This window comes from Gordonibacter pamelaeae 7-10-1-b, assembly GCF_000210055.1.
Classification (GTDB): domain Bacteria; phylum Actinomycetota; class Coriobacteriia; order Coriobacteriales; family Eggerthellaceae; genus Gordonibacter; species Gordonibacter pamelaeae.
The window spans coordinates 2,083,158-2,087,388 of record NC_021021.1 but is presented as its reverse complement, the minus strand read 5'-3'; the positions used below and the strand labels follow the sequence as shown (position 1 = coordinate 2,087,388).

Sequence of the window (4,231 nt, the reverse complement as noted above, 5' to 3'; positions counted from 1 at the left end):
GGCCACGGCGCCCGCTTCCTCGCAGGCCACCGGCTCGTTCGACCCCTACGAGGCGTACGCCGGCTCGGGCACGCCCGCGCACAACCCGTCGCGCGCCATCTCGGTGCTCAAGCCCGCGAGCTACGGCGAGGTGGAACGCGTGGCCAAGATACTGAAAGCGGGCGACGTGGTGGTGCTTGCGCTGCGCAACACGCCCGACCAGCTGGCCAAGCGCATCCTGGACTTCTCGTTCGGCGTGTCGAGCGCGCTCGACGCCCGCGTGGAGGCCGTGGCCGACAAGGTGTTCGCCATCACGCGGGGCGCCGCGCTCACCGAGGCCGAGCGCCTGGCGCTGCGCAACCAGGGCGTGCTGTAGCGCGCCTTCCCGGGCGCCGACCGTCTACCAAGAGAAGGAGCTGGGCTCGTGCTGAGCTTGAAATACCTCATCGTATCGCTAGCCGACGTGTACAGCATGGTGCTGTTCGTGTACGTGCTCATGTCGTGGCTCCCCACGGACCGCGGCCTGCTCGCCGACATCTACCGGGTGCTCGGCCGCGTGTGCGATCCGTACCTCAACCTGTTCAAGAAACTGATTCCCCCGCTTGGAGGTATGGTGGACGTTACTCCCATCATCGCCCTGCTTGTACTACAATTCGGGGTACGTTTGATAGTAAACTTGTTTTAGCTGCGCTTGAACCGCGTCCGCGCGGACAGGACGAAGGGACCGACTATGGCAATCACCTCGGCTGATATCCACAACCAGAGCTTCTCGATCGACCGCAAGGGCTACGATGTCGACGAAGTGGACGTGTTCCTGGAGCACGTTGCCGACGAGATCGACGCGATGACCGCGCAGATAGACCAGCTGGAGCGCCAGTTGGACGACTCCTCGTTCGCCGGTTTCGACACGCCGGCGCGCATCGAGGACGTGCCCGCGCCCGTCGCCGCCGCGAGCGACGAGGAGCTGGCCGCGAAGGATGCGCGCATCGCCGACCTCGAGCGCCAGCTCGAGGCCAAGAAGGCCGACGACAACGCCATCGCCCAGGCGCTCATCATCGCGCAGCGCTCCGCCGACGAGATCATCTCGAACGCGAATGCCACGGCTGCCGGCACCATCAACGATGCCGAGGACGAGGCCAAGCGCATCGTGGACAAGGCCGAGGCCGAGAAGCAGAAGGTGCTCGACGCCATCAAGAAGCTCGAGGACGATCGCGAGGACGCCCGCGAGGACTACCAGGAGCTGCTCACCGACTTCATCGCCGACGCCACGCGCAAGCTGGCCGAGATCGGCGGCGAGATCCCGACTCCGTCCCTGCCCACGAGCGCGCACGCCCGCGTGGCGGAGACGACCGTGGAGGCCACGGGCCGCGTGATGACCTCGCCCGCCCAGGCCCCCATCAACGTCGACGGCACCGCCGCCTACGCCATGCCGCAGACCGGCGCCGTGTCCGTGGCGCCCGCCACCCCCACGCCCTCCCGCGTGGAGAAGGACCTCTCCGGCTTCGGCGATGCCGACGATGCCTTCGAGTTCGAGGAAATCGACTAGCGAGCTCCGCTGGCCTGTCGGCCGAGCGCAAGGGTCATGAAGCCTGCCATCATAGCCGTTCACGTCACGCCCCGCTCGGGGCGTGACGAGGTTTCGGGCGTGCGCGCGGATGCGGCGGGCGCCGACGAGGTGTGCGTGCGCGTGACGGCACCGCCCGACGGGGGCAAGGCGAACAAGGCGGTGTGCAAGCTGGTGGCCGAGGCGCTCGGCGTGCCGAAGTCGCGCGTGGGCGTGGCCTCGGGTCATACGGCGCGCCGCAAGCGCCTGTCCGTGGAGGCCGACCAGGCCCAGGTGGACGCGTGGCTGGCATCTCTTCCGCGCTGCTAGCCGGGCAGTGCGCTCGGCGGCGAGGGATTTCCCCTCGTTTTTGTTGTGAGTTTCTGAAAGACGGGGATTTGCCGTTGACGGCGACGTAGCGTCATCGCATATGCTCGGTTTCGGTCGGACGGGGGCGTTCGGCCGAGGACGAGGAGGCGGCCGCATCGAGCGGATGCGGAGCCTCATGAGGAGCAGCCGCATGACCGATCAACGATACCTGACCGTGGGAGAGCTGGCCCGGCGCGTCGGGGTGACGGTGCGCACGATCCAGTACTACGACCAGCAGGGCCTGCTCTCGCCGTCGGCGAAGGGTCCGCAGAACCAGCGCCTGTACACCGACGACAACGTGAAAGACCTGTATCGCATTCTGACCTTGAAGTACCTGGGGCTGTCGCTTGCCCAGGTCAAATCCGATGCAGATCTGTTCGACGAGGCGGCGGCGCTGCAGGAGCTCGCCGGCGAGCAAATGGACGCCATCGAGGAGTAGTTCCAAGCGCTGTTCAGGCGCATGTCCACCCTGCGCGCCCTGCACGACGAGGCCGGCGAGGGAATGCCGGACTGGGAGGCGCTCGCCTCCACCGTGGAGCGCTGCCAGGGCGAGAGCCAGTTCTTCTGGCGCCTCACCTGCATCCGCGACGACGCCCCCGCCGCCGAGACGGCCGCCGAGGATCGCATCGCCCGCGGCGAGTCCGTATCGCAATGGCACGAGCTCATCGCCGACACTATCCGCCTCATGCCGGCAGGCGAGGCCGTCGACAGCCCGTCCAACCGCGACCTGGCACGACGCTACCTGGCCCTCGACGCGTCGCAGGATGCCGCCGCGGCCGAGAGGAACTTCATCCTCATGGAGAACATCGCTCCCCATGGAGGCGACGACGGCTCGTTCGACGAGCTGCGCCAGGCGGTGTTCGACCATCTGGAGGCCGTGGTAGCCGCTTACCGCGGCCAGCCCGACCCGTCCGGCTAGCCTCATCCGGCGCCGGACGGGCGCGGCACCTCTTCCTTCGCTCTCTCCCCAGTGTTCTGTCCGTCCGGCGCAAACCCTTCATCTTGCCTGCTCATTCACCCGGTGCCCCGCGCACCCTCTGTCGGTGCGCCCGAACGAAAGGATACGCCCATGCTCGTGTCGTGGATGACGACGAACAAGTGCAACCTCAAGTGCGTCCATTGCTACCAGGATGCCGAGGAGGCCAGCGCCTTGGAGCTCTCGACCGACGAGGGAAGGAAGATGATCGACGAGATCGCCCGCGCGGGCTTCAAGGTGATGATCTTCTCGGGCGGCGAGCCGCTCATGCGCCCCGACATCTACGAGCTGGTGGCGCACGCGGCCTCGCGCGGACTGCGCCCTGTGTTCGGCTCGAACGGCACGCTCATCACGCCCGAGGCGGCGGCCAGGCTGAAGGAGGCCGGGGCCTGCGCCATGGGCATCTCGGTGGACAGCCTCGACGCGGCCAAGCACGACAAGTTCCGCGGGCTCGAGCACGCCTACGACCTCACCATGGCGGGCATCGAGGCCTGCAAGCAGGCCGGCCTGCCCTTCCAGCTGCACACCACCGTGGTGGACTGGAACCGCGACGAAGTGTGCGCCATCACCGACTTCGCCGTCGAGATCGGCGCGATGGCCCACTACGTGTTCTTCCTCATCCCCGTGGGTCGCGGCAAGTTCATCCAGGAGACGTCGCTCGAGGTGTTGGATAACGAGAAGCTGCTGAACGACATCATGACGAAGGCGTCGCAGGTGCCCATCGACGTGAAGCCCACGTGCGCGCCCCAGTTCACGCGCGTCGCGAAGCAACTGGGCGTCGACACCCGCTTCGAGCGCGGCTGCCTGGCGGCCCTCACGTACTGCGTCGTCGGCAGCGAGGGCATCGTGCGCCCCTGCGCCTACATGACCGAGGAAGCCGGCGACGTGCGGACGCAGCCCTTCGACGAGATCTGGCGCACGAGCCCCGTGTTCGAGAAGCTGCGCACCCAGGCGTACTCTGGCTCGTGCGGCACCTGCGACTACGCGCAAGGCTGCGGCGGTTGCCGTGCGCGCGCCGCCTACTACCACGACGGCGACATCCTCGCCCAGGACGATTACTGCGCACATGGGTTGCGCTGTTCTGACGAACAGCGCAACTAGTCGACGCTGCGGCTTCCCATGGCACCCGATCTCGCGGCGATGCCAATGACTCGCGTACCGAAGTACGCTTCGCCATCGGCCTCCCCACGATCTCGGGCACCATGGAAACCCTCGCTGACTTTGCTGGACCTAGGACATCTCATCGAAAGGATCTCCCATGAAGCTTGTTTCCCAACGCATCGTGCCCGCTGCCGTCGCCGCGTCCCTCGCCGCCTCGATGCTGCTCGCCGGCTGCTCGACCTCCCAGCCCGAGGCCGGCGCCG

Annotated in this window: 7 protein-coding genes; all 7 read left to right on the top strand. The window is 67.3% G+C overall.

Going from position 1 to position 4,231, the window contains the following annotated elements; translation table 11 throughout:
• Positions 1-355: cell division protein SepF (locus tag GPA_RS09640; RefSeq protein WP_156791159.1), on the top strand; the 355-nt coding region annotated here is incomplete at its 5' end.
• Between the two features lie 48 nt (positions 356-403).
• Positions 404-664, top strand: coding sequence for a YggT family protein (locus GPA_RS09635; protein ID WP_041239409.1), 261 nt, complete (start codon positions 404-406; stop codon positions 662-664).
• A gap of 45 nt (positions 665-709) precedes the next feature.
• Positions 710-1,525 carry a DivIVA domain-containing protein gene (locus GPA_RS09630; protein ID WP_015539749.1) on the top strand — a complete coding sequence of 272 codons (816 nt, stop codon included), beginning with the start codon at positions 710-712 and terminating at the stop codon, positions 1,523-1,525.
• Between the two features lie 36 nt (positions 1,526-1,561).
• The gene (locus GPA_RS09625) at positions 1,562-1,852 is read left to right on the top strand and encodes a DUF167 domain-containing protein (RefSeq protein ID WP_015539748.1); all 291 of its coding nucleotides are present in this window, start codon (positions 1,562-1,564) and stop codon (positions 1,850-1,852) included.
• A 190-nt stretch (positions 1,853-2,042) separates the two neighbouring features.
• A complete protein-coding gene (locus tag GPA_RS20160) occupies positions 2,043-2,330 on the top strand; it encodes a MerR family transcriptional regulator (RefSeq protein ID WP_015539747.1) in 288 nt (95 codons plus the stop codon).
• Positions 2,331-2,351: 21 nt separating this feature from the next.
• Positions 2,352-2,810, top strand: a complete 459-nt coding sequence (locus tag GPA_RS20155) for a hypothetical protein (protein ID WP_015539746.1) — start codon at positions 2,352-2,354, stop codon at positions 2,808-2,810.
• Positions 2,811-2,960: 150 nt separating this feature from the next.
• A complete protein-coding gene (gene nirJ2 / locus GPA_RS09615) occupies positions 2,961-3,968 on the top strand; it encodes a putative heme d1 biosynthesis radical SAM protein NirJ2 (protein ID WP_015539745.1) in 1,008 nt (335 codons plus the stop codon).
• Positions 3,969-4,231: the final 263 nt, after the last annotated feature.

Bases quoted from the DNA above. Each gene is read 5' to 3' on its own strand.
- GPA_RS20155 (WP_015539746.1), top strand. From the start codon at position 2,352: ATGTCCACCCTGCGCGCCCTGCACGACGAGGCCGGCGAGGGAATGCCG.
- nirJ2 (WP_015539745.1), top strand. From the start codon at position 2,961: ATGCTCGTGTCGTGGATGACGACGAACAAGTGCAACCTCAAGTGCGTC.
- GPA_RS09630 (WP_015539749.1), top strand. From the start codon at position 710: ATGGCAATCACCTCGGCTGATATCCACAACCAGAGCTTCTCGATCGAC.
- GPA_RS09625 (WP_015539748.1), top strand. From the start codon at position 1,562: ATGAAGCCTGCCATCATAGCCGTTCACGTCACGCCCCGCTCGGGGCGT.
- GPA_RS20160 (WP_015539747.1), top strand. From the start codon at position 2,043: ATGACCGATCAACGATACCTGACCGTGGGAGAGCTGGCCCGGCGCGTC.